Here is a 26,198-nt window from a genome sequence, read left to right on the forward strand (position 1 = left end):
AATAAAAAAAAACCTGCCTCAAATAAATGAAACAGGTTTTTAATATGATGAGATTCCTACCTTCGCAGGAATTTGTTATACCAACATGGTTACAGGATTCTCAATATATCCTTTTAAAGTTTGAAGGAATTGAGCGCCCGTTGCACCGTCAACCGTTCTGTGGTCGCATGCTAAAGACAATTTCATAGTGTTTCCAACAACTATTTGTCCGTTTTTAACCACTGGTTTTTCAACAATATTTCCAACGGAAAGAATTGCAGAATTTGGTTGGTTGATAATTGACGTAAACGTATCAATACCAAACATACCTAAGTTTGAAACGGTAAACGTACTACCTTCCATTTCTGCAGGGGTTAACTTTTTGTTTTTAGCTTTTCCGGCAAGATCTCTAACGGCTGCACCTATTTGAGGTAAACTTTGCTCGTTTGCAAACTTTACTACTGGTACAACCAATCCGTCTGGAACCGCAACCGCAACACCAATATGAACGTGGTTATTTAAACGCATTTTATCTGCAAACCATTGCGAATTTACTTGTGGATGTTGCTTTAAAGCTAAAGCACAAGCCTTAACTACTATATCGTTATAAGATATTTTAGTATCTGGAATGCTGTTGAATTGTGTACGGAATGCAATCGCATTTTCCATATCAAACTCAACACTTAAATAATAATGAGGTGCTGTAAATTTAGAATTTGTTAATGCTTTCGCAATAGCTTTACGCATTTGCGAATTAGTAACATCTTCAAAATCTTCTTGACCTGCTGGTACAAACTTACCAACTGATGCACCTGCTGCTGCAGGAACAAAATTTTCTATATCTGTTTTTACAATACGTCCGTTTTCACCAGACCCTTGTACTTGCGATAAGTTAATACCTTTTTCTTCTGCTATTTTCTTAGCTAATGGTGATACAAATAAACGTCCATTAGTAGAAGTTGTAGCTACAGGTTTAGTAGCTGCTTTTGGAGCTTCCTGCTTTGGAGCCTCAACTTTAGCTGCAGATTTTGGAGCTTCCTGTTTTGGAGCTTCTTCCTTTTTTACAGGAGCGGCAGATGCATAAAAATTATCGGCAACGCCAGAAACATCGGTTCCTGCAGGACCAATAATGGCTAATAACGAATCTACTTTTGCAGATTCTCCTTCTTGCAATCCTATGTATAATAAAGTACCAGATTGGAACGATTCGAATTCCATAGTAGCTTTATCTGTTTCAATTTCGGCTAAAATATCGCCTTCAGAAACTTTATCACCTTCTTTTTTAAGCCATGTAGCAACAGTTCCCTCTTCCATGGTATCACTTAAACGTGGCATGGTTACTACAATAACACCTTCAGGTAATTCAGCTTTAGCTGGAGCTTCTTCTTTTGCAGGAGACGCTTCAGTAGTCTCTGTTTTAGCAGATGCTTCCGCTTTTGCTTCAGGGGCAGCAGCTTCTTTAGATGCATTTCCTCCACCATTTAATAATCCTGAAATATCTTCGCCTTCTTCACCAATAATAGCTAAAAGTTCATCAACCTTAGTGGTTTCTCCTTCTTGAATTCCTATATAAAGTAATGTACCTTCATAAAACGATTCAAACTCCATAGTAGCTTTATCAGTTTCTATTTCGGCTAAAATATCACCTTCACTAATTTTGTCACCCACTTTTTTTAACCAAGTAGCAACAGTACCTTCTTCCATCGTATCGCTTAAACGCGGCATATTTATAATTTCTGCCATAACTTATATTTTATGTTGAATAAATGGATAATCTTCTTGTTCGTAAACCACATCGTAAAGTTGTTGCTTTTCTGGGAACGGAGACTCTTCAGCAAATTTCTCACACTCTGCAACTAAATCTTTCACACGCTTATCAATAACCTTAATATCATCTTCCGTAGCGTATTTCTTTTCCAAAATAATATCTTTCACCTGAGTGATAGGGTCGATTTTCTTATATTCTTCAACCTCATCTTTAGTTCTATAATGCTGTGCATCACTCATGGAATGCCCACGGTAACGGTAAGTTTTCAATTCTAAAAATGTTGGCCCATCACCACGACGTGCACGTTGAATAGCCTCATCAAATGCTTCAGCTACTTTAATAGGGTTCATACCATCTACAGGGCCACATGGCATATTGTAACCTAAACCTAATTTCCAAATTTCGGTATGATTTGCAGTACGCTCAACTGATGTTCCCATGGCATAACCATTGTTTTCACAAACAAATACTACTGGAAGGTTCCAAAGCATTGCTAAATTGAAAGTTTCATGAAGCGAACCTTGTCTTGCAGCTCCATCACCAAAACAACATAAAGTCACTCCATCAACACCATGATACTTATCACCAAAAGCGATACCTGCACCTAAAGGAATTTGACCTCCAACAATACCATGACCTCCATAAAAACGGTGTTCTTTTGAAAAAATATGCATAGAACCCCCCATACCTTTAGAGGTTCCTGTAACCTTTCCATATAATTCTGCCATTACCTTTCTTGGGTCTACACCCATACCTATCGGCTGAACGTGGTTTCTGTAGGCCGTAATCATTTTATCTTTTGTCAAATCCATTGCGTGCAAAGCACCTGCTAAAACAGCTTCTTGACCATTGTATAAATGAAGAAATCCTCTTACTTTTTGTTGAATGTAAACGGCAGCAAGTTTGTCTTCAAACTTTCTCCAGAATAACATGTCTTCGTACCATTTGAGGTAAACCTCTTTTGTGATTTTTTGCATCGATTCCTATTAAATTTTAATTTCGCGGATTACAAAAGTAATACATTGTGACTTATTGCAAAAATGCAATGCGCTTAAAGTCTAAAAATTATAAAAAAAAACTACACTTTATGCACTAAATTGCTTTTTTAATAATTTTTCACGATGAATATTAATGTATTGAAAATTTCAAATGTTTGAATTATTTGAAAACCAATCAAAACAACAAACTCATCATAATACAGATTTATCAAAAACAAAGGGCAATAAGTTTGCCAACGAACTTGATTTTGCAATTCTACCCGCTTCACCCATAAAATAAATTTCGATGGGAGATTCTTGTTTTACTTCGTATTCGGCAATGGCCTGCCTGCAAGCACCGCAAGGCGGAATAGGGTTTAGGGTTGGTTTATTTTTTCCTGTTGCTGAAATTGCCATTCTTACCACTTTGGCATTTGGATATTGAGAACCAGCATAATAAATGGCTGTTCGTTCGGCACATAAGCCCGATGGATATGATGCATTTTCTTGGTTATTCCCTGTTATAATTTCTCCATTATCTAAAAGTATCGCAGCACCTACATTAAAGTTTGAATAAGGTGCATAGGCTCTATCTCTAGCATCAAAAGCTTTTTGCATTAAAGAAATGACTTCTTTTGGAAGTGCTTCCATAGTTTCGAAAACATATAATGTTGATTCAATTTTTACTTCTTTCATGCATTTTTGTTTTTAATAAAGTTAAGAAACAATTTTAGACAAAAAAACTATTGCGGTTTGCAATAGTTTTTTGATGTCTTCAACAAGTTCAGACTAATATTTAATTTCTAAATTGAAAATCCTTTGTTAATATTCTCGGTATTCACCAGCACCAATATTAAAGGTTAACGAGAAACGCAAGGTGTTTTCTAATGGACTTTGCACTTTTGAAGCCGAGAATAAATATGACAAATCGATGTTTACTACATTTGCTTTAAAACCAGCTCCTAGAGCTAAAAATTTTCTTGCTCCTTTTTCTTCTGCTTCATTAAAATAACCTGCTCTAAACGCAAATGAATCTTGATACACATATTCTGCTCCTAACGAATATGTAAACTCTTTTAGCTCTTCGCTAAAACCATCGGGCGCATCACCAAATGATTGAAACATCCCTGATAAAAAGTTTACATCTTGAGATTTACCTTTGTAAATAACATCTTCTTCAACCAGAGAACCTAATTCATCTACATCTTCTTCATAAGTACCATTACCGTTGTTATCCGTGAAATTATATCGATCACCTAATTGTGGAGGTGTTGGTACTAATAATTTTGTGACTTCAGCAGTTACGGCCACTTTATTGTATTGATCGAATATAAAATCGAAACCAGCCCCTAAGCGTAAATTGGTAGGCTGAAAGTTTTCTTCACCACCTTCATCATACTTGAATTTTGGCCCAATATTTTGAAGTGCAAAACCCATTCTCCAACGTCCATTAAAATCGGCATAAGCTTCTTCTTCACTTTGATAATATCCTGAAATATCTACACCAAACGTACTTGCAGGTGTTGTGTCTCCATCTACACCAGGTAATCTTAGATCAGAAAGCAAATAACGCATGGCTACAGACATAGCGAATTGATCACTTAATCGTAATGCATAGGATGCATCAAAAGTAAGTTCATTTGGTCTTTGAATTAATGCTTCTGAAAATTCATCGGCAACAAATTCAATATCCCCTAAAGAAAAATATTTGAAACTTGCTGCAAAAGCACTTCTTTCATCTAAACGATTAAAATAAGTTACATTTCCTAAAAAAATATCGTTAACCAACTTACTTAAATATGGTGTATAACTTACTGCTACACCTGATTTGGTTTCTGAAAACGCATATTTTGATGGATTCCACTGTTGTGAAAAGGCATCAACGGAAGTTGCAACACCCATATCACCCATAGACGCCGCACGGGCATCCGGTGCAATTAACACAAAAGGAATTCCTGTGGTTATAACTCTTCTATCGTCGCTGGGTATTATTGTTGTTTGGGCACTTAATTTTAATACAAATACAAATGCAATTAATAGTAATAATTGGTTTTTCATGAATTAATTTTTATTTGACAAATATAAATCTTTATTAGAGTATAACAAGTTTCTCTATTTTTTCTACTTTTTTATTCAGGAGGTCGGATTGTACCGTTAGTTTATAAATATAAACACCTTTACCTATTCTATCGCCAAAATCGTCTCGACCATCCCAAACAATATCTCTAGACAGCGAACTATTGGTTATAGCACCTCCAGATGTTTGCCCATTTAAGGTTCTAACCAATTTACCTGAAACGGTGAATATCTGTATAGAAACGTTTAAAGGTGCCGAACTATTGTGATTGAACCAAAATTCGGTATAATTTACAAACGGATTTGGATAATTAAGCACATTATTTATTTTTAGAACTTCGTCTTTATCGTATACTATAAATTGAATTTCAGCTATTGACGAATTATTATATACATCCCAAGCCTTTAGGGTTAATGTATGCAAACCAGGTTCTAAGTCTCTAAACGGAAAACTTACAACACCTTTTTTATAATCATCTACTTCGGTTTGATAATAATCGTTTAAAATGATTGGGTTCGTTTCGTCTCCATCAATTATAGCTACAATATCATGACCAATACCACTTGCGGTATTGATACCGTTTGCATCTTCCAATTTTGCTAGTAATGTTGGCGATTCATTAGTAATACCACCAGAGACAAAGTTTTCATCGTTCATATACAGCGCAATAACGGGTCCTATATTGTCTTCTTCTGCATTGTTATTTAATCCGCCAATTTTAACAGTATTCACACTTGCTCCAGATTGATCTTCTAACAATACATCGTTTTTTGAATAAAAGCTTACTTTACCAAAACCTACAGGAATGCTAATATCTTTTGGCACTACAAAATCGAATTCAAACAGACCACTTTTTACTGATGCTTGTCCTCTAAAAATAATTTCTCCTAGGGTTTTAAAGTCTAGTTTCACTAATTGATCATTTAACCTTGTGCCATCGTTGGCCAAAGTTTGCCGGTCGATATCTTTATCATAGATAGTCACCGAAAGTGTTCCGTTGTAATTTGAAAGCAAATTTCCAGACAAATCGGTTACTTCGCCAGCAAGTTTTACATAACTTAAAGCTTTCAGCGTATCGATAGATTGCCCGATGGGTACGTCGTTAATTTTTGAAAGTTGAACATTAGGCTTAGGAAATGCCAGCTTCATTGCGGGATCGCCTATAAAAAAGATGAGTCTATTTTGACTTTGCCCCGATATAGAAGAATTGTTTTTTGTTAACCTTAATGCTTCGGCCATAGAGGGATACTCGTAATCGCCATACGTGTCATCATTACTATATGAAAACAGGTATTGTCCCAACAAATTATTAAACGAAATAGCAAAACTCACAAAAATCTGTCTTGTTGTAGTGATTAAACCAATAGCACCTGCTTGTTTATTCCAATAGACAAACTCACCAGCCGTTTCTCGATAGGGGTTATCGAACTTTGTAAATTCACAAGTCACCGTAACAAAACAATTAAATTTATTGAAATTTCGAAACCCTTCAATATCTGGTTTTAACAAAATACGCTCTTGGGCTAATCCATCTTCTCCCCCATGTCCAAAATAATTGATTACCAACGCCCCTTTGTCAATAGCATTCACCAACTCCGTATTTACTTGTGGGTACCTATTACCTCCAGCAGAGGTTTCTTGTTTATAAGCGTCCGAATGGATTTTAATCACATTCATAAATGGCTTATTCTGCGTAACCAAATTACCAACATTATCGGTGGTTTCTTGCAAAATACCCTCCCAATCTTGATCAACATCATCTGAAACTACTACAAAATTATTTCGCCAGCTACCAAAAGATTCTTTGGAGTAATATTGTTCTACCTTATCTACCAATTCTTTAGCGCGTTGCGGTGTATCTGCCAAAACCCTTCCTACAGCTACGTCTAGCTTATCACTTGTTACCATAGTCCCTTCGTTGGCGTCCATCATACCAAAAAAATCATCGGATACAAACGAATTGGTTAAATTAAAACTGCTGTACGAATGCCATGATGGAACAATGTTGGTATTATTAGGCACTCTGTTTTTATAATCGAAAGAACCATCACCAAACAAACACAGGTATTTTATTCGCTTTTCAGGAGCACTGGCATTATCATAAACATATTTTACTAAATTTCTTATAGCCCCAACATCTTGGTTACCCGTACTAAATTCATTGTAAATATTGGTCAAACTATAAACCTTCACATTTAAGCTATTTTGGTCTCTATTTATTTGAGCCAATCGTTCTGCTTGGGCAAGCATACTTTCAGGGGCAACAATAATATAATCAACGTCTTGAAACACGCCTTCATTATTTAAAAACACCGTTCCCTTAATATTTTGATTGTTTATAGTCGTTTTAGAATCGAATTTTGGCTCAAAATAATCTTGAGGTGCTACGGCTACATAGGTTTTTAAAACGCCCATAGCTGCAGTAAAACTTAAAGTTGATGCCGCATTTGTGTTTAACACACTTGATACATTATAAATATCGGTCACATCCCAAACTTCTGAAAGTTGCGATGCATTTGCTATAGTATATTGTCCAATTCCAGAAGCGGATGATACTGCGCTATTTTTAAATTGAAATTGTTTATTGTTGAAATTCAATGCACGAGTGGCTTCAATAGAAATATAATCTAAATAACCCAATGCACTTGGGTTTCCTTGCTTATTATAATTTAAACCAACTGTTATTTTCGGGCTGGTTACATTAACCGTGTTATTATAAACAGCCTCATTGGCTAAACTGGGGCCTGAAGCACCAGCAATGAACAAGGTAGCTGTAGATGCACCGTTTACCATTAACTGCATGGATGTTGCTGTTGATGAAGCTGCGGCTACGTATACCTTTAACCTTACAGGTGTAGTGGTTACCAAATCTGGAAAATCGAACGTAAAAGTTTTGTTGGTATTAACATCAAACCGGTTACCAAACCAACGTCTTCCTAAAAAGGCAATATTATAATCATCAACCTCATGAAACTTGTAATCTTCATAAGTATTAATTACTAAATCCACAGGGCCACTTGGTTGGGCAAATGGTTGAATACGCTTGCCTAGACCCGAACTTACATTAATATAATAATATGTTTTATCGGTAAAACAGTTAACATTGGTGTTACTTTCCACATTATATTCTCTGGGACCCTGTGCATAAAACAATATGTAATCTTCATTATTAAAAGCACCGTCGGTTTCGCCTACAAACTTTATGGCATTTTCTTCAACATCAAATGGATATGGAACGGCATTTGAATTTGGAATCATTCTACCACCATTTCCATATAATTTTATGGTTCTTGGGTCAACATCATTCACGTTAACACCTAATCGTTGTAAAAAGCTTTTCGATAGTTTAAAAACCCCTGTGGTATCTACGTAAAACCTGTACCATTCACCCGTATTTAAAACCGAATTTGTAATAGCATTGGTTTGGCTTGTTTTATTAAACGACGAAATTCTATTGGCACTTCCGCCTACAGTATAATTAAGTAGAAACGACGTTATTTTTTTAAAACTACCATTCCCTTCCTTTATAATGGGAGACAATTGAAAAACAGCAAATTGCTTATCTCTAGCTATTGAATTTTTCAAACTAAAAGTTAATTCTGTTGGAATAGTATTAATATCTAAATCTTTTAATTCATTTTTAGAAATTGAAGTATAAGAAACATTACTAACAGACACCGAAGATTCATTTACAGAATTTGAAGTAGCCCATTGTGCAACAAATTGCAAACCTTCATCAAAACCAAAACTAAAGTTTTCTTTATTGAACGACGGAATTTCTAACGTATAAGTACCCCCAGAAATTTTTTGGGAAGCCCCCCAATTAATGGTAAATTTTTGTTGTTGCGCAAATATAACGGAACAACTAATACATAGCAAAAATAAAATTTTCTCTTTCATTGCTTAAAATAACGTTATTAGAGTCGTGTTATTATTAAAAAAATAACAAAATTAAAAACTGAGACAAAAATACAATAATAAATGAGTAAATCATGCGTTAATATAACTCAAATGAACGGTGAAAAACAGCAAAAACATCGTTGTAATGACTAAAAAATAGGGTGAAATACACTTTTTTTTAGATAAAATGCAAAAAATAGCTTGCAATGTTCGGTTTAATTCTTATATTGCACCACCAAAAATATTATTAGCTTACTTAAACGTATGGATATGAAAAAAGTAGTAGCATTCAAGGTTTTATTAGTTTTAGCGTTAACTATAGCTGCAACTGGTTGTAAAAAATCTTCGAGTTCAAAGAACAGTTCAAGAGCTACCGGATGGGATATTAACTCCCGAGAAGGTGGTTTCCAGTACAATACCGACTTTAAAGAACAAGAAACTTCTCCAGGATTGGTATTTGTTGAAGGTGGAACTTTTACAAAAGGTCGCGTTCAGGACGATGTGATGCACGATTGGAACAACACTCCAAATCAACAACACGTTCAATCATTTTACATGGATGAAACAGAGGTAACCAACGCTATGTACATGGAGTATTTAGATTGGATTAAGCGTGTTTACCCGCCATCGGATGAAAATTTCAGAGCTATTTACCATGGCGCTTTACCAGACACACTTGTTTGGAGAAACCGATTGGGTTACAATGAGGTGATGACAGAAAACTATTTACGTCACCCCGGTTATGGCGAATACCCAGTTGTTGGTGTAAGCTGGATTCAAGCTGTAGAATTTGCTAATTGGAGATCAGACCGTGTTAACGAATACAATTTAGAAAAAGCGGGTTACCTAAAACGTGATGCTAAAGTTGCTGATGTTAATGCTGAATCTACTTTCAATACAGACACCTATATTAATGCCCCTACTTTAACTTATGGTGGTAACGAAGAAATCATCAATGCAGAAGGACGCAACAGAAGATTTGTTAGAACCGATGCAGATGGCAATGAAAGTAATATTTACGCAACTAGAGAAACTGGTCTTATTACACCTAAGTATAGGCTCCCAACCGAAACAGAATGGGAATATGCCGCTTTAGGATTAAGCGAAATTAGAAGCTACAATTTATACCGTGGTCGTAAAAAATACCCTTGGGATGGACAATATACACGAAATGGTTCTCGTAAATACCGAGGCGACCAATTAGCCAACTTCAAACAAGGCAAAGGTGATTACGGCGGAATTGCAGGATGGTCTGATGATGGAGCCGACATTACTAACGCTGTTAAATCTTATGCGCCTAACGATTTTGGTTTATATGATATGGCTGGCAATGTCGCTGAATGGGTTGCTGATGTTTACAGACCAATTATTGATGACGAATTCAACGATTTTAACTACTACCGTGGTAACGTTTACACTAAAAATGCTATAAATGAAGATGGTTCAGTAAAAGTTGTAACCGTAGATGATATTGTTTATGACACCTTATCTAATGGAAAGTTAGTTGCCAGAAATTTACCTGGAGAAATTTTACAAGTTCCTGTAGATGAAAACGAAACTTATTTACGTACCAACTTTGATAAGAGTAACGTAATAAACTTTAGAGATGGCGACAGACGTTCTTCTCGTAATTTTGAAAGCTTTAATGAAGAAGACGAAGCTAATGGCAAGAAAGACGAAACAAGAAAAATGTACAACTCTCCAAAAAACATCGTTACCAGAGATTCAGCTGGAAACATCGTTAGAGAATACGACAAATCAAATAATAGAACTTCTTTAATTAATGATGAAGTTAGAGTTTATAAAGGTGGTTCTTGGAAAGACAGAGAGTACTGGTTAGACCCAGCTCAAAGACGTTATTTCCCGCAAGATATGGCTACCGATTATATTGGATTTAGATGTGCTATGTCTCGTGTAGGTTCAAAATCTAAAGAAAAACATAAAAAGAAGAACTAATAACTTCTTAGAAATAATTAAAAAAGTCCTAGCAAATGTTAGGACTTTTTTTATACATTTAATTCTGAAAAGATTTGAGGTTATTTCATCTAAATACAAATAAACCAAAATTTTCACCTTTATATCAAAATATTCAACTTTGAAAATAGAACAACTCCATAAACTTTTCTTAGAATGCCAAAGTGCATGTACCGATACTAGAAAAATAAAATCCAACGATATGTTTTTCGCTCTAAAAGGCGATAATTTTAATGGCAACACCTATGCTGAAAAAGCTATAGAAAGCGGCGCAAAATACTGTATTGTTGATGAAGATGAATTCAACACATCATCGCAAACTATTTTAGTAACCAATGTCCTTGAAACGCTTCAGGAGTTAGCATCATTTCATCGAATATTTTTAAATATTCCTATCATAGCACTTACAGGCAGCAATGGCAAAACAACTACCAAAGAACTCATTAACGCCACCCTATCCCAAAAATATACAACAACTGCTACTATTGGTAATTTAAACAACCATATAGGCGTGCCTTTAACTTTACTTTCAATGACTAAAAACACTGAAATAGGCATTGTAGAAATGGGTGCAAACCACTTAAAGGAAATTGAATTTTTGTGCAACATTGCAAAACCAGATTATGGGTATATAACAAACTTTGGAAAGGCACATTTAGAAGGATTCGGGAGTATTGAAGGTGTTATTAAAGGCAAAAGCGAAATGTATGATTATTTAATTTCTAATAACAAAACCATTTTTGTTAATGGAAGTGATGCCATACAAATTGAAAAAACGAAACAAGCCAATACAATTATTTTTGGCAAAGACGCTAATTTTGATGCTCAAGTAAATTTTATTGAAGCTCAGCCAAATGTAAGCGTTAGCTATCATGGTTTAAGCATTCAAAGTCATTTAATAGGCGAATACAACTTTTATAATATTGCTGCTGCTATAACTATTGCTAATTATTTTAAAGTAGAAGACAACCTTATAAAAGCAGGTGTTGAAAACTATATTTCAACCAATAATCGTTCACAAGTTTTAACAAAGGGTACAAACAAAATTATTTTAGACGCCTACAATGCTAACCCAACGAGTATGCATGCCGCTTTATTAAATTTCGAAAAGCTAAACGACGCTAATAAAATGGCCTTTTTAGGCGACATGTTTGAATTGGGCAGAGATGCAGAGCAAGAACATCAAAACATTGTTAATCTAATAGAAACCTTAAATTTGAAAGCTGTATTAATTGGTGAAAATTTTAAAAAAACAACCAGCAACTCAGACAAAGTATGCACTTTTAAATGCTTTGATGATTTTAAGAATAAATTCGACACTTCAAATATAGCAAACAGCACTTTACTCATTAAAGGTTCACGGGGCATGGCTATGGAACGAATTTTGGATTTGATTTAAAAAACAAATCTACTAATTAATGGATACCACAAAAAAGCACCTAATTTGTTATTAATTTAAAAATTAAAACAATAGGTGCTTTTTTTTTATAATTCTCCCTAAGAACTAATTAATAGCAAAACAAATTTCGGGATTAAATAAAGGGGACGCAATACTCAATTTGAGTATTTCAGGTATAATTTCGACAAAGCGCAGTAGTTAACCTATAAAAATCGTATTTTTGTAATCATATAAGAAAATAATTAGATCTAAATAATAGCATTATTCATCTTTAATATCCCGATAAGTTCCCCTGTTGAAGATAGATTGAACTTTTTTAGAATATTTCGCCTATGAGTATCAACAGTATTATGGCTTATGTTCAATTTTTTAGCTATAGCTTTACTTGAATAGTTTAAAACCAGAAGCCTTATCACATCGCGCTCCCTGTTGCTTACTACATCCGATAGTAACTTCTTAGAAAAATTATTGAAATATTTGGTTTCGTACTCATCATTTTCATTCAACAATTTTGCCGTGGCTGTAATATCGAGTTTAATTTTAGGATCCATCACCGTGTAATGCGCCAACCCAATTATAGGTTTCATATTAACGTCCAACTCTAACGGTGTTGTATTTTGAATGATGTTAACATAGTGCTCATCAGCATTTTTAAATCTGAAATTCCAAGTGTAACTCATACGCTTCCGCTTCTTTTCAGGAATTTCATTTAATGTAAACTCCATAAGTTTATTCAATGCTTTTAACCAAGGTTCAATATCGTCTGGATGTATTCTACTCCAAAAATAGCGCATGCCAGCTAATTGCATCTGCATTTTATCAATACCTAAACAAGAAGTCATATTTTTACTTATATACTCAAAAGCTAAATCTTGAGTATTAGTTACACAAAAAAATGTTGAACTGTAAGGCCAATAAGCATCTAGCTCAACTATCTTTTCTATATGCTTTTCTAATGAAGGATGATCGTAAGATGAAAAAATATCCTTATAAGTATGCTTTATATCACTGAATATCATTCTAAACGAATTTTGCAAGAAAAAAAATAGAAAGATTCACCTACATAAAAGCAATAAAAGCAATAAACATCCAAAAAAATCGATAAATAACAAATTCTATGTGTGGTAGCAGGTTTTTTTTGATGAAAAATGATTAAAAACAAAAAACCCAAAGCATTCTGCTTTGGGTCTGGTGGGCGACAAGGGATTCGAACCCCTGACCCCTTGGGTGTAAACCAAGTGCTCTGAACCAACTGAGCTAGTCGCCCTTGTTATCGGTGTGCAAATATAAGCTAGATTTTGAATCTGCAAAAACTTTTTTAATAAAAAATTTAAATTATTTCGGCCACCACAAATGTACTGCCTCCAATAAAAATAAAATCGGTTGTTGAAGCGCTATCCAAGGCTATTTTATATGCTTCATTAACAGAATTATACGCTTCTCCTTTTAAGCCGTGAGCCCCTAAAGATTTTTTTAGATCCTTAGCATCTAGTCCTCGAGGAATATCTGGTTTACAGAAATAATAAATGGCATTTTTTGGCAATAAATCAATGATAGAGGACAAATCTTTATCATTTACAACTCCAAAAACGATATGTAACGTATCAAACACTTCATTTGATAGCTGTTTCATAACATAATTCAACCCATCTCTGTTATGACCTGTATCGCAAACCACTTTAGGATTGAGTTGTAATGTTTGCCAACGCCCCATCAGCCCCGTATTTTTCACAACACGCAACAACCCTTTTTTTATGTTTTGATGGGTTATATTAAAACCTTTTTGTTGAAGCTCATTTATTGCATTTACAACGGTAACAATATTTTTAGATTGATAAATTCCGGTTAAATCTGAAACAAAAGCTTCAGTAACTTCATTATCTGCAAATACAATTTTAGAATTATTTTTTTCTGCCAACTCCATAAAAACAGGAGCCGTTTCTTTTTGGGTTTCACCAACAACTATTGGAACATTCGGTTTTATGATGCCGCCTTTTTCAAAAGCAATCGCTTCTAACGTGGTGCCGAGAAACTGTGTATGATCCAAACCTATATTGGTTATAACGGAAACTTCCGGTGTTATAATATTTGTAGAATCCAACCTGCCGCCCATTCCAACTTCAACAACTGCAATATCAACCTGTTGCTTTGAAAAATATTCGAACGCCATTCCTACAGTCATTTCAAAAAAAGACAATGAGTTTTCTTCAAAAAATGCCCTGTGTTGTTTTATAAAGCCAGTTACAAACTGTTTACTAACAACTTTACCGTTAATTTTTATACGCTCTCTAAAGTCTTTTAAATGAGGTGACGTATACAAGCCTACTTTATAACCTGCTTCTTGTAAAATAGATGCCAGCATGTGGCTTGTGGAACCTTTTCCATTAGTACCAGCAACATGGATGCTTTTAAAATTGTTTTCTGGATGATTTAATCTTTCGATTAGTTTCATGGTATTGGATAAATCTTTTCTGAATGCCGATTGACCCTGTCTTTGATACATTGGCAGTTGAGAAAACATCCAATTTAATGTATCTTGATACGTCATGTTTATTGCCCCAATTTGAAGTTTACTTTCACAAAACCTATTTGTTTTGTAGGCGCGTTAGGGTCCGGTCGCCATTTGTGCGATAATGCTATTTTTTTTGCAGGCTCTAACAAACAGGCTGCCGTATTAGTTGTTCCTCGCACACCTGGTTCAGCTTCAATAACATTACCATTTCTATTTACAACAATCCTCACAATCACCATCCCAGACTCGTTGCAATCTTGTTTAAGTGTTTGGTATGATGCACTTCCTCGACCATTTAATCCATAACCTACACCACCGCTTCCTGCTCCACCAGAGCCAAAATAACTTGGTGCGTATGGATCTCCATCTAATTGGCCTTTATCACCGGCTTTATTATCATCGCCTTCCCCTCCAGAAGCTGTACCTTCCGATTTGCTAACACCTCCAATCAAGGCGTCTAGTTTCTTCTTTTTTTCTTCAAGCTCACGCTTTTCTTTAACAAGTCTTTCTGCTTCTGCTTTAGCTTTCGCATCTGCAATAGCTTTGGCTTTATTTTCGGCTTCTTTTTGCTTTTTTATGGCTATTTCTTCAGCATTATCAGCTGTTAACACTTCTTCTTTCGTTTCAGCGGCTTTAGTTGGCTCTGATTTAACCGGTTCCACTTCTGTAGGTTTATTGATGTTTACAGGCTCCGATTTTATGGGTTTTAGAGGTTGAACTTCACCCGAACCAAAATCACTTGTGCCAAAATTTACTTCCATGCCGTATTCCTCTGGCGGATCCATATATTTGGTACCAACTACAAACAATAACAGTAATATAATAACAGAAATTAACGCTGTTAATTTTGCTGAATCTCTTTCATGTTTGGTTTCGAAATACTTCATTTTTGGATTGATGATTTCTTTGATTAGCACAAACTAAAATCGTGCCGTTTTCCGCGAAAGCGACATTAATTAGGCTTTACCGCTAAAATAACTTTAAACTTATTTCTATTGGCGATGTCCATAACCTTTACTACGTTTTCAACAGGCACCGATTTTTCGGCTCTTAAAACAATGGTTGGTTTTTCTTCTGAAGCCAATGCTGCTAATAATTCGCTTTCCAAAACACTTTCGCCTATGCGTCTTTGGTCGATATAATACGTTAAGTCTGCTTTTATACTAACAGCTATAGACTTTTTGTTCTCGGTTTTTCCGCTAGCCTTAGGCAATAAGATGTCAATAGCACTTGTAGAAACCAATGTAGAAGCTATCATAAAAAATATTAGTAACAGAAAAACAATATCTGTCATGGATGACATATTGAATTCTGGTGATACTTTATTTCTCCCTCTAATGTTCATACTATGATGGTTCGTTTAAATGATCTAGAAACTCCAATGAGTTTGCTTCCATTTGATACACTACTTTATCGGTTTTCACTACCAAATGATTATATGCCATAAAAGCAACAATCCCCACAATTAAACCAGCAACCGTAGTTGTCATTGCTGTATAAAGCCCGCTAGCCAACACATCCATTTGAATGGTGCCTCCTGCATTTGCAAGTTCAAATATGGCTAATATCATCCCTATCACAGTACCAAGAAACCCAATCATAGGTCCTGCTCCAGAAATAGTAGCCAACATACTTACGTTTTTCTCTAACCCGTAAACCTCCAATCTACCGGCATTTTCAATAGCGGTATTAATATCTGCCAAAGGTTTTCCTATTCTAGATATACCTTTTCCAATTAATCTAGATACTGGTGAATTTACCTGAGCACAAAGTATTTGAGCAGAATCGATTTTACCATGCGATACGTGGTCTTTAATTTGATTCATGAAATTTCCATCAATTTTTGATGCTGCTTTTATAGCGAACAAACGTTCAAAATAAATATAAATGGCACCAACCAGCATAAGAAAAAGCAAAGCGATAATAACTTGTCCAGCAACACCACCACTACTGATTAATTCTATTATGGAAAGCGTTTTTTCTACAGGTTGCTCAACATCCGTTAGCAACTCTGTACCTTCTTGTGTACTTTGTAATAATGTATTCAACATAAAAAATATATTTCTTGAACAGTATAACGATTCTTTTTGTGTTTAAGTATGTAAACTTTTTAAAATAGAGTTCTTGTAACCATAAATGCTGCCGAACCTACTAGGAATCCAATAGCTGCAAGCCATGAAATCTTTTTTAAGTACCAGAAAAAGTCAATTTTCTCCATTCCCATTGCAACAACACCTGCCGCAGAACCTATAATTAACATACTACCTCCTGTACCTGCAGAAAAGGCTACGAAATGCCAAAGTTCGTGGTCTATAGGTTCAGAGAACATTCCTAAACTTGCCGCCACTAACGGTACGTTATCTATTACCGCCGAACCAACTCCTAAAAGAATCATCACTAAATCGGAAACACCTTTACCTATTTCATTTGGATAATGTAATTCTGTACCCAACATTGGCATACTTTCTTTTAACGAATCTGCAAACTGAAACAAAATACCTAAAGATTCTAAAGCTGCAACCGCCATTAAAATTCCTAAGAAGAATAATATACTTGGCAACTCGATTTTTGATAATGAACTATGAACGGGACTGTGGTGCGCATGTGCTTCACTTTCTTCGGCATCATTATAATCGCTCAAACTAAATTTTGAAGAACTGTATATTTCAGCAAAAACAGCCACAACACCTAGAGACAACATCATACCTACATAAGGAGGCAAATGCGTTACCATTTTGAAAATTGGAACAAAAACAATAGCTCCCAGTCCTAAATAAAGCATCACAGAACTGTATTTAGATTTCTTTTTTTCTTCCTCAACTTCTTCAATTTCTAAATCGCCTTTGAAAACCGGCAAAAATGAAGCTATAAAATATGGTACGGCCATACATAAAAACGATGGCACTAATAAATAACCAACTAAATGTCCTGTTGATACTTTTTTACCAATCCAAAGCATGGTAGTTGTAACATCTCCAATTGGCGACCAAGCACCTCCAGCATTTGCTGCAATAATAATTAAACCTGCGTACCAAATACGAATATCTCTGTCCTTTACTATTTTTTGAAGGATGGAAATAAGCACAATTGTAGCCGTAAGGTTGTCTATAATTGCCGATAAAATGAACGCTAAAAACCCAAAAAGCCACAAAATTTTTGTTTTCTTTTTGGTTTTCACAAAGTCTTTTATAGTTGAAAAACCATCAAAATAATCTATAATTTCAACAATGGTCATCGCACCTAAAAGGAATACCAGAATTTCGGCTGTTTTTCCAAGGTGATGCAAAAGGGTTTCTTCCATTAAATGCATTTTCTCTTCGGGCGCAAATCCTGCATAACCTTCTACCAGGCTATGTTTTGCCGAATCGAACCAGTTAGGAAAGGATTCCAAACCTAAAGCTATTAATGCCCAACAAATGGCCATCATAACCAATGCCGGAATAAGTTTATCAATTTTCAGGTTATGTTCTAACGTGATGGCTAAATAACCTATTACAAATACTAAAATAATTGCTGCTTCCATAAAAAAAATTAAAATTATATAAGTTGGCTTAGTGCAATTTCAAAAGCAGTTGCACTAATACCAGTTTTAGATTGGTTTTTATTATATACGTTTTCTATTGCTTCTCTAATTTTGTTAGATGTATCATTAAATATCGCTTCATCTGTCATTTGAACACGACGTTCCATAAAATAGGCGAATACGCGCGCCATTCCACAGTTTGAAATAAAATCTGGTATTAAGCTCACCCTGTAATCGGTATGTTCCATAATGGGTCCAAAGAAAATTTCTTTATCGGCAAACGGCACATTGGCACCACAGGAAATGACTTCCAAACCGCTATCTATCATTTCATCTATTTGATGGATGGTAATTAAACGCGATGCTGCACATGGTGCAAATATCTCCGTTTTAATAGTCCAAATTTTTTGATTAATCTCTTCAAAAGGAATTAAATTTTCACTTACCAATGTATTCCCGGATTTAGCCAAAAACAGATTTGTAATCTCTTCAAAAGTAAAACCTTCCTCATTAATTAAACCGCCTGCAATATCGATAATTCCAACCACTTTTGCACCCATTTGCGACAAATAAAATGCAGCCGCAGCCCCAACATTTCCAAAACCTTGAATTACAGCACGTTTACCTTTTACAGAACCACCGTAAATATGATAGTATTGCTTAACGGCTTCAGCAACACCAAATCCCGTAATCATATTGGCAACCGTATACTTTCTTGAAACGTTTGGAGAATAAACTGGGTTTTCAATTACTTTAACAACCCCTTGCCTTAATTGCCCAATGCGGTTTATTTTATCGGCTTCCGTTGGTTTAAAATGCCCATTAAAAACCCCTTCTTGAGGATGCCAAACCCCACTCTCTTCGGTAATTGGAATCACTTCATGTATTTCATCTACATTTAAATCGCCACCAGTACCATAATAACTTTTAAGTAAGGGCGACACCACTTTATACCAACGTTCCAAAACACCTTTTTTTCTCGGGTCTTTTGGATCGAAATTTATACCAGATTTAGCACCACCAATGGCAGGTCCAGAAACCGTAAATTTAATTTCCATAGTTTTAGCTAAGGATAACACCTCGTTCATATCAAGTCCTTTACGCATACGTGTTCCTCCTCCTGCAGCACCACCTCGCAACGAATTTATAACCACCCATCCTTCGGCTTCTGTTTCGGAATCCTTCCAATTAAAAACAATTTCAGGAGATTTATCTTCGTACTTCTTTAATAATTCTTTCATGTTTTTGGTTAATGAATCAATGATTCTTTTAAGCTAATTTATTTTACCGTTAGTTTATCTTCTGTTTAACTAGCGTAGCTATAATTGAGTCATTTTTATGAAAGTATTTTTAATTATTACAACAAATATAAAAAACTAAAATCCGTCAAGGTTAATTTTGCATTATTTTTTAAGGAAGATATACTTTACCAGAACTATGGTTTTCACGTGCTCCGGTAACACTTTTTAAACAATTCACCTCATTTCGAAGCTTCAAAACACCTAAAAAAGCAAAAATTAAAGCTTCTTTGAATTCTATAATGGATTTAGAAGGAATAACAATATTGTTTTGCGAATAGGTCCTCAACCTGTCTATTAAATACCTGTTGTACACACCGCCACCTGTTACCAAAACAGAAGCATCGTTTTTTTTATTTATTTCCGCAGCAAGCTGTACAGCAATATGTTCTACAAATGTTTTTAAAACATCTTTAATTTCTAATTGAAAAGAATTTATTAAAGGAAAAATATTTTTATCTACCCACTCCAAACCTAGCGACTTGGGGTACGCAGCTTTATAAAATACCAAATCGTTAAGTTTAGAAAGCAATGTTTCATTTATAATTCCTGTTGAAGCAATTTGCCCTTCATTATCGTAATCAAACCCTAATTGTTTTACATAATGATTTAAAACAATGTTTACAGGACAAATATCGTAAGCAATGCGTTCTAATTTAACTTCGGAAGAAATATTGGCGAAACCCCCTAAATTCAAACAAAAGTCATATTCAGAAAACAACAACTTATCACCTATTGGCACCAATGGCGCACCTTGACCACCCAATTCCACATCTTGAACCCTAAAATCGCAAACAACTTTTTTTCCCAACAAAACCGCCAAATGTGGCATGTTACCTATTTGATAAGTAAGTCCGTTTTCTGGTTGATGTAGGGCTGTGTGTCCATGTGAACAAATAGCATCAACATCCTCAATTTCATATTTATCCATAAAAGCTTTAATGCGCATGGATAAGAAATTGGTATAATTATTATCCATTTCCTTGAGGCCATCAAAATTATAAGAAACCAAGCCTTTTAAGTTTTCTACCCATTGCGAATTGTAGGGTATCGTTTCAGAATGTATTATTTTAAATTGCCATGTATCATCAAATTGAAATGTCGCATAAACAAAGTCTATCCCATCCAACGATGTTCCAGACATGACACCTATAACCTTATGTTCGCTTTTCATCATATAGAACAAAAATAACAATCCAAATTAAATAATTAACACTAAAAAGCTATATTTGTACATATTTTTTAATGAATCACCATCTTAATTGAGAATTATGAATTTTAACCTTTCTGAAGAACACATTATGATACGCGATGCCGCTCGCGATTTTGCCCAAACCGAATTACTTCCTGGCGTTATAGAACGTGATGAAAATCAGCATTTCCCCAAAGAATTGGTTAAAAAAATGGGCGATTTAGGATTTCTTGGCATTATGGTAGACCCTAAATATGGTGGCAGTGGTATGGATGCTATATCCTATGTGTTAATTATGGAAGAATTATCAAAAATTGATGCTTCGGCTTCGGTTATTGTTTCAGTTAATAATTCATTGGTTTGCTATGGATTGGAAGCTTTTGGAACCGAAGAACAAAAGCAAAAATATTTAACCAAATTGGCTACGGGCGAGTTTGTTGGCGCGTTCTGTTTGAGCGAACCGGAAGCTGGAAGTGACGCTACGTCCCAAAAAACATCGGCCATAGATAAAGGCGACCATTATTTATTAAATGGTACCAAAAACTGGATTACGAATGGCGGACGTGCCGATGTGTATTTAGTAATAGCCCAAACCGATAGAGATAAAGGTTCGCACGGCATTAATGCTTTTATTGTTGAAAAAGGCATGAAAGGTTTTGATATTGGTCCTAAGGAAAACAAATTAGGCATCCGCGGAAGCGACACGCATACATTGCAATTTAATGATGTAAAAGTACCCAAAGAAAACCGTATTGGTGATGATGGTTCTGGTTTCCGTTTCGCCATGAAAACACTTTCTGGAGGACGTATAGGTATTGCTTCACAAGCTTTAGGTATTGCTTCTGGCGCGTACGAATTGGCTTTAAAATATAGTAAAGAACGCAAAGCCTTTGGCACCGAAATATGCAACCACCAAGCCATCGCATTCAAGTTGGCCGATATGTACACCGAAATTGAAGCTGCACGCCATTTGGTAATGAAAGCCGCTTGGGACAAAGATCAAGGCAACAATTACGATGTATCGAGTGCCGTGGCAAAATTATACGCATCCAAAGTAGCTATGGAACATACCGTTGAAGCGGTTCAAATACACGGTGGCAACGGGTTTGTAAAAGATTACCATGTGGAACGTTTGATGCGCGACGCAAAAATTACTCAGATTTACGAAGGTACTTCCGAAATTCAGAAAATTGTGATTTCCAGAAGTTTGATAAAACGATAAGATTCTTCTAAAATTTTAAAATCAAAATAACACCCAAAGTTCATTGTTTATAAAACTAAATAATGAACTTTTTTTGTTAAGTATATGATAAGCTTCCGACTTAAAAACCAATAGATTTTTATCTTTAGAAAAAAATACTTTATGCAAAAAACATATTACGATCCAGCCGATTTAAAAAAGTTTGGAAAAATTTCTGAATGGAATGAAGAATTAGGTGCTAAATTTTTTGACTACTACGGAAAGGTTTTTGAAGAAGGCGCACTTACCGAAAGAGAGAAATCGTTAATTGCTTTAGCGGTTTCGCACACTATTCAATGTCCTTATTGTATTGATGCTTACACAGGCGATGGCTTGCAACGAGGCGTCACCAAAGAAGAAATGATGGAAGCATTGCATGTAGCAGCAGCTATTCGTGGCGGTGCATCGTTAGTACATGGTGTTCAAATGATGAATAAAGTGAATAAGTTAGACATGTAAATATGATTTACAAATTGAGAATTACTAATTACAATTGAAAGAAAAATCAAAATTCGTAATTTGTAATTTGTATTTCGTAACTCCAAAATCAACATATGATTAAATCCCTACATAAACGCGAAAGCGAATTAGCTAATAGCAAACGGCAATTAGAAATTTTATCGAACGGTATTTTCCAAAAAGGCGCATTACCAACTTTTAAGGATAAAATATCGGAAACAAATCAATTTCCCCTAAAAGCCAAAAAACTTGAAATTTTACAAATAAATGTTGGTTACATGTGCAATCAAGTTTGTTCGCATTGCCATGTAGATGCGGGTCCAGACAGAAAAGAAATTATGACGCGCGAAACCATGCAACAATGTTTAGACGTTATAAAAACTACAGGTGCCCACACACTGGATTTAACAGGAGGCGCGCCCGAAATGAATCCCGATTTTCGTTGGTTTGTTGAAGAAGCTTCCAAAGTAGGTATTAAGGATTTTATCGTCCGTTCCAATTTAACCATCATTACAGCCAACAAAAAATACCACGATCTACCCGAATTTTTCAAAAAACACAATGTACACGTGGTAAGCTCTATGCCTCACTGGACCAAAGGCAAAACAGACAAACAAAGGGGCGATGGTGTTTTCAATGCCTCTATTGAAGCTTTAAAAATGCTTAACGCTGTTGGTTACGGCATGCCAGAAAGAAACTTGCGCTTGGATTTGGTTTACAACCCATCTGGTGCGTTTTTACCAGGAAATCAAGCTTCTATGGAAAAAGATTTTAAAAAGGGTCTTTTGGAAGAATTCAATGTACAATTCCATAATTTATTCGCAATAACCAATTTACCAATTAGCCGATTTTTAGATTATTTAATTGCTTCCGAAAATTACGAAGACTATATGTACAATTTGGTAGAAGCCTACAATCCTGCTGCAGTAAAAAATGTGATGTGCACCAATACCCTTTCGGTAAGTTGGGATGGCTTTTTGTACGATTGCGATTTTAATCAAATGCTAGAACTTCCTGTAAACAGCAAGGCCAAACACATTTCAGACTATAATGAAGATTTATTAGAAGGTAGAAACATTGTAATTTCTCAACATTGTTATGGTTGCACTGCGGGGGCAGGAAGCAGTTGCCAAGGCAGTGTCGCTTAGGCTTCAATTTTCAAAATATACAAATGGGAATTTTAAGCAAAAACAATAGTGAAAACAAAGAAGAGGCTACAAATTTCTATGTCCCTACTTCTAAAAATGCCATCATCGTTTTTACAAGAAACCCGGAATTGGGCAAATGCAAAACCCGACTTGCCAAAACTGTTGGCAATGAATCTGCTTTAGAAATTTACAAGCATCTTTTAAAACACACCGCCTACATTGCAAAAAACACCAGTGCCGACAAGTATGTGTTTTATTCTGAAACCATTCAAAAAAACGATCTTTGGGATGCTTCCATTTTTAGAAAAAAATTACAGGAAGGCCAAGATTTAGGAGCAAAAATGCAAAATGCTTTTTCTTATGTTTTTTCATTAGGCTTCCAAAAAGTTATTATTATTGGTAGTGATTTGCTCGATTTAACCCCAAAACACATCCAATTGGCTTTTGAAGCTTTAGACGAAAACAACGTTGTTATAGGTCCCGCAAAAGACGGTGGCTACTACCTTTTAGGCATGACATCCATAAACCAAGCCCTTTTTAAAAACAAAGCTTGGGGAACCTCAACGGTATTAAAAGACACCTTAAACGACCTCCAAAAAAGTAACGTTTTCTTATTAGAAGAATTAAACGATATTGATACCTTTGAAGATATGGAACACTATCAAGAACTCGAAAAATATTATAAAAAATGATTAAGCATATAGAAGAAACCGCTAGCTATTTACAAAACAAAGGATTCGAAAATCCTGAAATTGGCATTATTTTAGGTACCGGACTCGGGCAATTAGTAAATGAAATTGACATACTAAAAGAAGTTAGCTACAACCACATCCCTAACTTTCCAACAGCCACGGTCGAGTTTCACAAAGGCAAACTTATATACGGTATTTTAGAAGGCAAAAAAGTAGTGGTTATGCAAGGGCGCTTTCATATTTACGAGGGCTACACCCTGCAAGATGTCACTTACCCCGTGCGCATTATGGAAAAATTGGGCATCAAAACCCTATTGGTTTCCAATGCGTCTGGCGCCATCAATTTAAACTTCAAAAAAGGAGAACTTATGCTCATTGAAGACCACATCAATCTTCAAGGCAGTTCGCCATTAGCTTTTAAAGGCGTAGAACTTTTAGGGGAACGTTTTACCGATATGAGCGCACCTTACGATGCTGAAATAAATACAAAATTCAAGACCATTGCAAAAACCAAAAACATCACATTGCACGAAGGTGTTTACGCCAGTGTCGTTGGCCCGCAATTGGAAACCCGCGCCGAATACCGCATGCTTAAAATTATAGGTGCCGATGCTGTTGGAATGAGTACGGTTCCGGAAATTATTGTAGCCAACCACCTAAATTTAAAAGTGGCAGCCGTGTCAGTTTTAACAGATGAATGCGACCCAGATCACTTAGAACCTGTAAAAATTGAAGAAATTATTGCCATGGCCTATAAAGCCGAACCAAATATGATTACATTATTTAAAGAATTGATAAAAACATTATAGCATTTGGGCGTTACCACAAGGGTCGGGCTTTCGGCTATATCTTTTGGTTTTTTGTCATTCCTGCGAAAGCAGGAATCCACAATTAAAATTAAATCTTTCTTTTTAAGGTCATTTCCTTATCAAAAGAAAACCAAAAGGATGCCGCCTTAATCCCTAACGCAAAACAAGACCTCATAGGTTTTAAAAACCTGTGAGGTCTGAAAAACAAACTATCTAACAATTTAATTTGTCCAAATAATCTAACAAGTCTAAAAATCTAAAAAGTCTAAGACGTCTAAAATATGAGTTACCTAGAAACCACACACAACGTTTACAAAGAAGCAGCCTTAACCCCCGATGTTGGCTTATGTTGCACCACCAACCCCATTTGGGAATTACCAGGATTAAAAATTCCGAAAATAATGCAAGAAATGAATTATGGTTGTGGTTCAACGGTACATGCCCGCGATTTAACCAATAACCCAAAAATGCTTTATGTTGGTGTTGGTGGTGGTATGGAATTATTACAATTCGCTTATTTCAATCGACAAAAAAGCGGCGTCATTGGTGTTGATGTTGTAGATGAAATGTTGGAAGCCTCACGTAAAAATTTCATAGAAGCCGAAGCACAAAACCCATGGTTCAAAAGCGACTTTATAGATCTTAAAAAAGGAGACGCTATGAATTTACCTGTTGAAGATAATAGTATTGATGTAGCAGCGCAAAATTGCCTGTTCAATATTTTTAAGTCAGACGATTTAAAACAAGCCATTGCCGAAATGTACCGTGTACTAAAACCACATGGTAAACTGGTAATGAGCGACCCCACCTGCGAGCAAGAAATGAACGACGAACTTAGAAACGACGGGCGTTTACGTGCTTTGTGCTTAAGTGGAAGTTTACCTATTGCCGACTATGTAAAAGCACTTACCGATGCCGGTTTTGGCACCATTGAAATTCGAGCTAGAAAGCCATACAGAATCTTAGATCCCAAAAATTATCCAACCAACGAATTAATATATATAGAATCTATTGAAGTTGCCGCCATAAAAGATCCAATGCCGGCTGATGGCCCTTGCGTATTTACAGGAAAAGCAGCTATATATTATGGCGAAAACGATTATTTTGATGATAAAAAGGGACACGTTTTACTAAAAAACCAACCTTTAGCCATTTGCGACAAAACCGCAGGCGCCTTAGCATCATTAAACAGAGATGATATTTTTATTAGCGAATCCACTTATCATTATGATGGTGGTGGGTGTTGTTGAG

Annotated in this window: 21 protein-coding genes and 1 tRNA gene; 8 read left to right on the forward strand and 14 right to left on the reverse strand. The window is 35.5% G+C overall.

Annotated elements, in window-relative coordinates:
- Positions 1 to 75 precede the first annotated feature (75 nt).
- From ACGK9U_RS03725 to porU, 5 genes are all read right to left on the reverse strand, one after another.
- On the reverse strand, positions 76 to 1,722 hold the full coding sequence (locus tag ACGK9U_RS03725; protein WP_394465015.1) for a pyruvate dehydrogenase complex dihydrolipoamide acetyltransferase: 1,647 nt from the start codon (positions 1,720 to 1,722) through the stop codon (positions 76 to 78).
- Between the two features lie 3 nt (positions 1,723 to 1,725).
- Positions 1,726 to 2,724: a pyruvate dehydrogenase (acetyl-transferring) E1 component subunit alpha gene (pdhA, locus tag ACGK9U_RS03730; RefSeq protein ID WP_394465016.1), complete on the reverse strand. Its 999-nt coding sequence runs from the start codon at positions 2,722 to 2,724 to the stop codon at positions 1,726 to 1,728.
- A gap of 213 nt (positions 2,725 to 2,937) precedes the next feature.
- Positions 2,938 to 3,420 (reverse strand): cytidine deaminase, encoded by a 483-nt coding sequence (gene cdd, locus ACGK9U_RS03735; protein ID WP_394465017.1) that lies wholly within the window; start codon positions 3,418 to 3,420, stop codon positions 2,938 to 2,940.
- Positions 3,421 to 3,546: 126 nt separating this feature from the next.
- On the reverse strand, positions 3,547 to 4,782 hold the full coding sequence (gene porV / locus ACGK9U_RS03740) for a type IX secretion system outer membrane channel protein PorV (RefSeq protein ID WP_394465018.1): 1,236 nt from the start codon (positions 4,780 to 4,782) through the stop codon (positions 3,547 to 3,549).
- Between the two features lie 34 nt (positions 4,783 to 4,816).
- Complete coding sequence (porU, locus tag ACGK9U_RS03745; RefSeq protein ID WP_394465019.1) at positions 4,817 to 8,701, reverse strand: type IX secretion system sortase PorU; 3,885 nt, start codon at positions 8,699 to 8,701, stop codon at positions 4,817 to 4,819.
- A 264-nt stretch (positions 8,702 to 8,965) separates the two neighbouring features.
- Between porU and gldJ the strand changes: the two genes are divergently transcribed.
- Positions 8,966 to 10,657 carry a gliding motility lipoprotein GldJ gene (gene gldJ / locus ACGK9U_RS03750; protein ID WP_394465020.1) on the forward strand — a complete coding sequence of 564 codons (1,692 nt, stop codon included), beginning with the start codon at positions 8,966 to 8,968 and terminating at the stop codon, positions 10,655 to 10,657.
- 139 nt (positions 10,658 to 10,796) lie between these two features.
- A complete protein-coding gene (gene murF, locus ACGK9U_RS03755) occupies positions 10,797 to 12,074 on the forward strand; it encodes a UDP-N-acetylmuramoyl-tripeptide--D-alanyl-D-alanine ligase (protein WP_394465021.1) in 1,278 nt (425 codons plus the stop codon).
- A 248-nt stretch (positions 12,075 to 12,322) separates the two neighbouring features.
- Here murF and ACGK9U_RS03760 read toward each other — a convergent pair whose 3' ends face one another.
- The 9 genes from ACGK9U_RS03760 to ACGK9U_RS03800 form a co-directional block, all read right to left on the reverse strand.
- Complete coding sequence (locus tag ACGK9U_RS03760; protein WP_394465022.1) at positions 12,323 to 13,093, reverse strand: response regulator transcription factor; 771 nt, start codon at positions 13,091 to 13,093, stop codon at positions 12,323 to 12,325.
- Positions 13,094 to 13,263: 170 nt separating this feature from the next.
- Positions 13,264 to 13,341: transfer RNA gene (locus tag ACGK9U_RS03765), tRNA-Val, on the reverse strand.
- A gap of 63 nt (positions 13,342 to 13,404) precedes the next feature.
- Complete coding sequence (locus tag ACGK9U_RS03770; RefSeq protein WP_394465023.1) at positions 13,405 to 14,622, reverse strand: bifunctional folylpolyglutamate synthase/dihydrofolate synthase; 1,218 nt, start codon at positions 14,620 to 14,622, stop codon at positions 13,405 to 13,407.
- A 2-nt stretch (positions 14,623 to 14,624) separates the two neighbouring features.
- Positions 14,625 to 15,473 (reverse strand): energy transducer TonB, encoded by an 849-nt coding sequence (locus ACGK9U_RS03775; protein ID WP_394465024.1) that lies wholly within the window; start codon positions 15,471 to 15,473, stop codon positions 14,625 to 14,627.
- 65 nt (positions 15,474 to 15,538) lie between these two features.
- Positions 15,539 to 15,931 carry an ExbD/TolR family protein gene (locus tag ACGK9U_RS03780; protein WP_394465025.1) on the reverse strand — a complete coding sequence of 131 codons (393 nt, stop codon included), beginning with the start codon at positions 15,929 to 15,931 and terminating at the stop codon, positions 15,539 to 15,541.
- A gap of 1 nt (position 15,932) precedes the next feature.
- Complete coding sequence (locus tag ACGK9U_RS03785) at positions 15,933 to 16,637, reverse strand: MotA/TolQ/ExbB proton channel family protein (RefSeq protein ID WP_394465026.1); 705 nt, start codon at positions 16,635 to 16,637, stop codon at positions 15,933 to 15,935.
- Positions 16,638 to 16,696: 59 nt separating this feature from the next.
- Positions 16,697 to 18,109, reverse strand: a complete 1,413-nt coding sequence (nhaD, locus tag ACGK9U_RS03790; RefSeq protein ID WP_394465027.1) for a sodium:proton antiporter NhaD — start codon at positions 18,107 to 18,109, stop codon at positions 16,697 to 16,699.
- 14 nt (positions 18,110 to 18,123) lie between these two features.
- Entirely contained in the window at positions 18,124 to 19,350 is a 1,227-nt protein-coding gene (locus ACGK9U_RS03795; RefSeq protein ID WP_394465028.1) for a Glu/Leu/Phe/Val dehydrogenase dimerization domain-containing protein, read from the reverse strand.
- 169 nt (positions 19,351 to 19,519) lie between these two features.
- On the reverse strand, positions 19,520 to 20,584 hold the full coding sequence (locus ACGK9U_RS03800; RefSeq protein WP_394465029.1) for an anhydro-N-acetylmuramic acid kinase: 1,065 nt from the start codon (positions 20,582 to 20,584) through the stop codon (positions 19,520 to 19,522).
- Positions 20,585 to 20,678: 94 nt separating this feature from the next.
- Between ACGK9U_RS03800 and ACGK9U_RS03805 the strand changes: the two genes are divergently transcribed.
- The 6 genes from ACGK9U_RS03805 (at position 20,679) to arsM (ending at position 26,197) form a co-directional block, all read left to right on the forward strand.
- A complete protein-coding gene (locus tag ACGK9U_RS03805; protein ID WP_394465030.1) occupies positions 20,679 to 21,821 on the forward strand; it encodes an acyl-CoA dehydrogenase in 1,143 nt (380 codons plus the stop codon).
- 141 nt (positions 21,822 to 21,962) lie between these two features.
- Positions 21,963 to 22,298, forward strand: coding sequence for an arsenosugar biosynthesis-associated peroxidase-like protein (locus tag ACGK9U_RS03810; RefSeq protein ID WP_394465031.1), 336 nt, complete (start codon positions 21,963 to 21,965; stop codon positions 22,296 to 22,298).
- Positions 22,299 to 22,393: 95 nt separating this feature from the next.
- Complete coding sequence (gene arsS, locus ACGK9U_RS03815; protein WP_394465032.1) at positions 22,394 to 23,446, forward strand: arsenosugar biosynthesis radical SAM (seleno)protein ArsS; 1,053 nt, start codon at positions 22,394 to 22,396, stop codon at positions 23,444 to 23,446.
- A 23-nt stretch (positions 23,447 to 23,469) separates the two neighbouring features.
- Positions 23,470 to 24,138, forward strand: a complete 669-nt coding sequence (locus ACGK9U_RS03820) for a TIGR04282 family arsenosugar biosynthesis glycosyltransferase (protein ID WP_394465033.1) — start codon at positions 23,470 to 23,472, stop codon at positions 24,136 to 24,138.
- On the forward strand, positions 24,135 to 24,947 hold the full coding sequence (locus ACGK9U_RS03825) for a purine-nucleoside phosphorylase (protein WP_394465034.1): 813 nt from the start codon (positions 24,135 to 24,137) through the stop codon (positions 24,945 to 24,947). The genes ACGK9U_RS03820 and ACGK9U_RS03825 overlap by 4 nt, the downstream gene beginning before the upstream one ends.
- A gap of 281 nt (positions 24,948 to 25,228) precedes the next feature.
- Positions 25,229 to 26,197 carry an arsenosugar biosynthesis arsenite methyltransferase ArsM gene (gene arsM, locus ACGK9U_RS03830; protein WP_394465035.1) on the forward strand — a complete coding sequence of 323 codons (969 nt, stop codon included), beginning with the start codon at positions 25,229 to 25,231 and terminating at the stop codon, positions 26,195 to 26,197.
- Position 26,198 lies beyond the last annotated feature (1 nt).

Origin of the sequence: Mariniflexile sp. HNIBRBA6329 (assembly GCF_043558645.1) — a bacterium.
Taxonomy (GTDB): Bacteria; Bacteroidota; Bacteroidia; order Flavobacteriales; family Flavobacteriaceae; genus Mariniflexile.

Excerpts from the sequence above, each read along its gene's own strand:
- arsS (WP_394465032.1), top strand. The coding sequence starts at position 22,394 with ATGATTAAATCCCTACATAAACGCGAAAGCGAATTAGCTAATAGCAAA.
- arsM (WP_394465035.1), top strand. The coding sequence starts at position 25,229 with ATGAGTTACCTAGAAACCACACACAACGTTTACAAAGAAGCAGCCTTA.
- ACGK9U_RS03775 (WP_394465024.1), bottom strand. The coding sequence starts at position 15,473 with ATGAAGTATTTCGAAACCAAACATGAAAGAGATTCAGCAAAATTAACA.
- ACGK9U_RS03770 (WP_394465023.1), bottom strand. The coding sequence starts at position 14,622 with ATGACGTATCAAGATACATTAAATTGGATGTTTTCTCAACTGCCAATG.
- ACGK9U_RS03800 (WP_394465029.1), bottom strand. The coding sequence starts at position 20,584 with ATGATGAAAAGCGAACATAAGGTTATAGGTGTCATGTCTGGAACATCG.
- ACGK9U_RS03760 (WP_394465022.1), bottom strand. The coding sequence starts at position 13,093 with ATGATATTCAGTGATATAAAGCATACTTATAAGGATATTTTTTCATCT.
- ACGK9U_RS03725 (WP_394465015.1), bottom strand. The coding sequence starts at position 1,722 with ATGGCAGAAATTATAAATATGCCGCGTTTAAGCGATACGATGGAAGAA.
- pdhA (WP_394465016.1), bottom strand. The coding sequence starts at position 2,724 with ATGCAAAAAATCACAAAAGAGGTTTACCTCAAATGGTACGAAGACATG.
- nhaD (WP_394465027.1), bottom strand. The coding sequence starts at position 18,109 with ATGGAAGCAGCAATTATTTTAGTATTTGTAATAGGTTATTTAGCCATC.
- cdd (WP_394465017.1), bottom strand. The coding sequence starts at position 3,420 with ATGAAAGAAGTAAAAATTGAATCAACATTATATGTTTTCGAAACTATG.
- ACGK9U_RS03780 (WP_394465025.1), bottom strand. The coding sequence starts at position 15,931 with ATGAACATTAGAGGGAGAAATAAAGTATCACCAGAATTCAATATGTCA.
- gldJ (WP_394465020.1), top strand. The coding sequence starts at position 8,966 with ATGGATATGAAAAAAGTAGTAGCATTCAAGGTTTTATTAGTTTTAGCG.
- ACGK9U_RS03805 (WP_394465030.1), top strand. The coding sequence starts at position 20,679 with ATGAATTTTAACCTTTCTGAAGAACACATTATGATACGCGATGCCGCT.
- porU (WP_394465019.1), bottom strand. The coding sequence starts at position 8,701 with ATGAAAGAGAAAATTTTATTTTTGCTATGTATTAGTTGTTCCGTTATA.
- ACGK9U_RS03825 (WP_394465034.1), top strand. The coding sequence starts at position 24,135 with ATGATTAAGCATATAGAAGAAACCGCTAGCTATTTACAAAACAAAGGA.
- ACGK9U_RS03785 (WP_394465026.1), bottom strand. The coding sequence starts at position 16,637 with ATGTTGAATACATTATTACAAAGTACACAAGAAGGTACAGAGTTGCTA.
- ACGK9U_RS03820 (WP_394465033.1), top strand. The coding sequence starts at position 23,470 with ATGGGAATTTTAAGCAAAAACAATAGTGAAAACAAAGAAGAGGCTACA.
- ACGK9U_RS03795 (WP_394465028.1), bottom strand. The coding sequence starts at position 19,350 with ATGAAAGAATTATTAAAGAAGTACGAAGATAAATCTCCTGAAATTGTT.
- porV (WP_394465018.1), bottom strand. The coding sequence starts at position 4,782 with ATGAAAAACCAATTATTACTATTAATTGCATTTGTATTTGTATTAAAA.
- ACGK9U_RS03810 (WP_394465031.1), top strand. The coding sequence starts at position 21,963 with ATGCAAAAAACATATTACGATCCAGCCGATTTAAAAAAGTTTGGAAAA.